General features: G+C 54.2%; 5 protein-coding genes and 1 pseudogene. 2 read left to right on the top strand and 4 right to left on the bottom strand.

Translation table 11 applies throughout. The features are described from left to right. Positions 1-7: 7 nt before the first annotated feature. From AC5OW4_RS14830 to AC5OW4_RS14820, 3 genes are all read right to left on the bottom strand, one after another. Positions 8-223, bottom strand: a complete 216-nt coding sequence (locus AC5OW4_RS14830) for a glycyl radical enzyme domain-containing protein (protein WP_493677167.1) — start codon at positions 221-223, stop codon at positions 8-10. A 75-nt stretch (positions 224-298) separates the two neighbouring features. Further along, positions 299-1,243, bottom strand: coding sequence for a carbohydrate kinase family protein (locus tag AC5OW4_RS14825; RefSeq protein WP_493677166.1), 945 nt, complete (start codon positions 1,241-1,243; stop codon positions 299-301). Continuing rightward, the gene (locus tag AC5OW4_RS14820; RefSeq protein ID WP_072686099.1) at positions 1,240-1,821 is read right to left on the bottom strand and encodes a DUF1836 domain-containing protein; all 582 of its coding nucleotides are present in this window, start codon (positions 1,819-1,821) and stop codon (positions 1,240-1,242) included. The genes AC5OW4_RS14825 and AC5OW4_RS14820 overlap by 4 nt, the downstream gene beginning before the upstream one ends. Before the next feature lie 266 nt (positions 1,822-2,087). Here AC5OW4_RS14820 and AC5OW4_RS14815 point away from each other — a divergent pair, with 266 nt between their 5' ends. Beyond that, complete coding sequence (locus AC5OW4_RS14815; RefSeq protein WP_195548464.1) at positions 2,088-3,008, top strand: carbohydrate kinase family protein; 921 nt, start codon at positions 2,088-2,090, stop codon at positions 3,006-3,008. A 106-nt stretch (positions 3,009-3,114) separates the two neighbouring features. Beyond that, positions 3,115-3,390: a helix-turn-helix domain-containing protein gene (locus AC5OW4_RS14810; protein WP_072686095.1), complete on the top strand. Its 276-nt coding sequence runs from the start codon at positions 3,115-3,117 to the stop codon at positions 3,388-3,390. Between the two features lie 164 nt (positions 3,391-3,554). Here AC5OW4_RS14810 and AC5OW4_RS14805 read toward each other — a convergent pair. Beyond that, positions 3,555-3,706, bottom strand: a pseudogene (locus tag AC5OW4_RS14805) (3-deoxy-7-phosphoheptulonate synthase); the annotation flags it as partial.

Genomic DNA, 3,706 nt, shown 5'->3' with positions numbered 1-3,706 from the left:
TCTTTCCCTACACGACGCTCTTCCGATCTGGGCAGATATAGCGCGGCCGATACGGCGCCAGCCCCTCGCCCAGGTCGCAGAAAATGCCGTCTTTCTGTCCTTGCCAATATTCCGGGGAACGCTGCAGCGTGTCGTCCATATTCTCCGCCAGACGGGCTAAGGCAAGCAGCTGTTGTTGGTAGGTCAGCGTTTCATCGCGAATAATATTCAATACTTCTTCCATAATCATGCTCCTTTTTCTTTCTTCATCGGGAGTTAGGTTTCGATTGCGGCTACGCGCGAATATCGAAAGAGAAGGTTAAATTTGGTTCAGATCAAACCAGCGGCAAGACTGCCGTCCGCGCCGCAGCGCAAGCGACTGCCGGCTCAGCAAAGGGCTGACGGACAAGGGATCGCTTAAGGTCAGCGCCGCCCCGGCCGCCGCGGATTCAATCGCGTCTTCAACCGCCGCACCCTGCGCGCGAAAGCTTAGATACACCGCAAAGAAGCAGTCGCCCGCGCCGGTAGTGTTGACGGGGGTCAGCGGATCCACCGTCATCAAAAGCCGCCGCTGTCCGACTGCTACTGCAGTTCCCTGCGCCCCCAGGGAAAGCACGGTTTCCTTAACCCCCTGATTAACAAACCAGTCCAGAGCGGCACGGATTTTTGCGGGCGTCTGAATCGGAAATCCGCACAGCCGTTCCGCTTCCGCCCGATTTGGTTTGAAATATGTCAGCCGGTTTAAAATCGGCCGCGCTTTCTCACTTTTGGATGCGCTGAGCGGATCCATCGCCAGCGGGCAGGGAGCTTCCGTCACAATCCAGCGGATCAGTTCGGGATCCAGATTGGTATCGCAGATTAACAGATCCCCCCGCTTCAGTGAATTCAGCACCGGCTGCAGGGAGGCTTGATCCAGCTGATGAAGAATGCTCATGTCCGCAATCGCGCTGTGCAAATCGTGATCAGGATCAAGGATGGCCAGAAATGCCGATGTCCGCTGTCCCGGAAGCGATCGGACCCAGCGCATATCCACGCCGCATTCGCGGCCTTGTTTCAAAATCCAGCGGCCGAAGCTGTCGTCCCCAACCACGCTGACCAGACTGACCGCCTCGTCTAACCGTGCCAGATTTTCCGCGATGTTGCGGCCGACTCCGCCCAGCGTCGTGCGGATCGTTCCGGGATTGGAATCCTGCGGACGCAGCGCCTGATCGGCAATTCCCATGATATCGACGTTCGCTCCGCCGATGACGACGAAGCGGCTCATTTCTGCAGGCTGCGGCTGTGTTCTTCCTGCATCTGCTTCAATTCCCGCTCCTGCAGCGCAACCGCTTTTTCGGCGACAATCTTCTGCGCGAACGCCCCGGACGCCATTTTCAGCGCCAGATTATCAAAAGAAATCGGTTCTGACTGAGCCTTGGACACCAGCTGCGGATCGATTTGGGCGGCGACCTTCTTCAATTCGTATTCCTGCTGCGAACAGAACAGATTATACGCGTTGCGGGTGCCGCTTAAATGGGCCTGATACAATATGCCGACGCGAACCTCCTTGATCGTCACAACCTGTTTTAAAATTGTAATCGCCACCAGATATGCCAGATGTACACGATTGTATTGTTTCTTATGCGGGGCGGGGATCAGATTCAGCTTGACATAATTGTTGACCATCGCCGGCGTGATGATCTTTTCATGGTTTTGACCTAAAAGCAGATCAAGATACCGGTCCATCAGCGTCATGACCTGATCCATATACAAGTCAATATCCGGCAGCTCCTCCCACCGCGGCAGATGGACGGCGTTAAGCTGCTGCGCCCATTCTTTCATTTCCTGTTCAGATTGTTTCATTTTATGACCTCGCTTTAGTTTTGTCTCCCACCTTTTTCCCTGAAAAAAGCGGCGAAACCGGAAAGGTGGAAATCCCTGACAGCGGCTTGACCGGAAGAAAAAAGCAAGCCGGAAAGGCCGCGGGTTTTCGACATCTTCATTTTATCATAGAACGTTGGCGCAATGGTACCAAATTTCGTCGTTTTCCGCTCGGGTTCAATGGACTTTCATGCCTGAGTTCACTATAATATATCCGTTATGGTAAAAATAAAGCGAGGAAATCAACCATGGAGAACCCTGTATTAATGCTGGGCGGACTGTGTCTGGACCGGTATTGCCTGCTGAGTCAGTTTCCTGTCAAGGGCCAGGACACGTTGATTCAGGATACGTTTGAACGGATCGGCGGCTGTCCGATCAACGCCGCGTTCACCCTGAAAAAATTCGGACTGGATCCGGTTTTATATTCTGCGGTCGGAGCGGAGTCGATCGAAAAGGTCCGGGCTTTCTTCCACCGCAACGCCTTGGCGATGGACGGTTTGTTTGTGATCGAGGATCAGAAGACCGGTTTCTGCATGATCCTGCTCGATGATCAGAAGGAACGAACATTCATGACCTACCGCGGCTGCGAAGGAGTATTTGATCCGGCGCGGATTCCGGCGTTGAATTACCGAGCCTGCTGCCTGACGGGTCTGTATCTGATCTATGGCGCGGACAGTGAAAACGCCGTTGCCTATCTGCATCAGTTCTGCCGCGGCGGACGGGATTTGTTTTTTGATCCGGGGCCGCTGTGCGATCAGATCGATCCGGAGTTGTTGGAAAAGACGATGCGGTTATGCACGCATCTGAAGGTCAACGAAGAGGAGCGTCAGCTTTTAGAACACGTGCTGGGCCGGCCGCTGACCACTTATTTTCAATACCGCCTGCAGGCGATCGTCGTGACCTGCGGTTCGCGGGGAGCGCAGCTGATCCAACCGGAACAAACGCAAAGCTTTGCCGCCCTGCCGATCAAACTGGCCGATTCCAACGGCGCCGGCGACGCCTTTTTCGCCGGTTACGCCGCATCAGTGCTGCAGGGAAAAACGCTCAAGGAGTGTATGCGGCTCGCCTCCGCCTGCGGCGCCCTGACGGCAATGACGCTGGGTCCGCATGCCGAAGGGGGCTTAAAAGAGATCCTGCAGCTGGCGGATGACGGCGCCATTTCCTGTTGATTGAGGATTTCCGGGTAATTTCGCATGAGAAAAGCTGTCCACCGTGCGGCTTTTCTGGTAAAATAAAAACGGAAGAATTAATGATAGGAAAAAAGGAGAGATGAAGATGAGCAACGAGCTTTCCCATACGATCAAGCTCAGAATTCAGGCGTTGGCCAAAGAACAGGGAATGTCCCTCTACCAGTTGTCCCAGATCAGCGGTATGACCCAGTCGACGGTCAATAATCTGATGAACCGGGAAACGAGTTCCCCGACGATCGCCACGATTAAACGGTTGTGCGACGGATTGGGAATCACCCTGGCAGAGTTCTTCGACACGGATGATTTCACCGAATTGAAAACCAAGCCGACGCCGAAGGAAAAGAATAAAGATAAGAAATAAAAAAAGCTGCTTCCCTGCCGGATTCTGAAAACCCGATGGGAAACAGCTTTTTGTCTGGTTTTGACGCCGCTGTGAAGTCCTGCAGGTCTATACTTTCACAGCTTGCGAATATCAACGCCCCCGCTTCTTGCGGCAGTGCTTTGCAGATATTTGTGAATTCCGGCTTACAGCTCGCGTCCGATGACCTTGGCGATCGCACGGCCCTTTTCGATCAGGGAGGCAAACTTCGCCGGCTTCAGCGACTGCGCCCCATCGCTCCAGGCACATTCCGGACAGGCATGGACTTCGATGATCAGACCGTCCGCTCCGGCCGCAA

It is taken from the genome of Holdemania sp. (assembly GCF_986127675.1).
The sequence above is the reverse complement of the archived record's forward strand: the minus strand, read 5'-3'. Positions and strand labels throughout refer to the sequence as shown.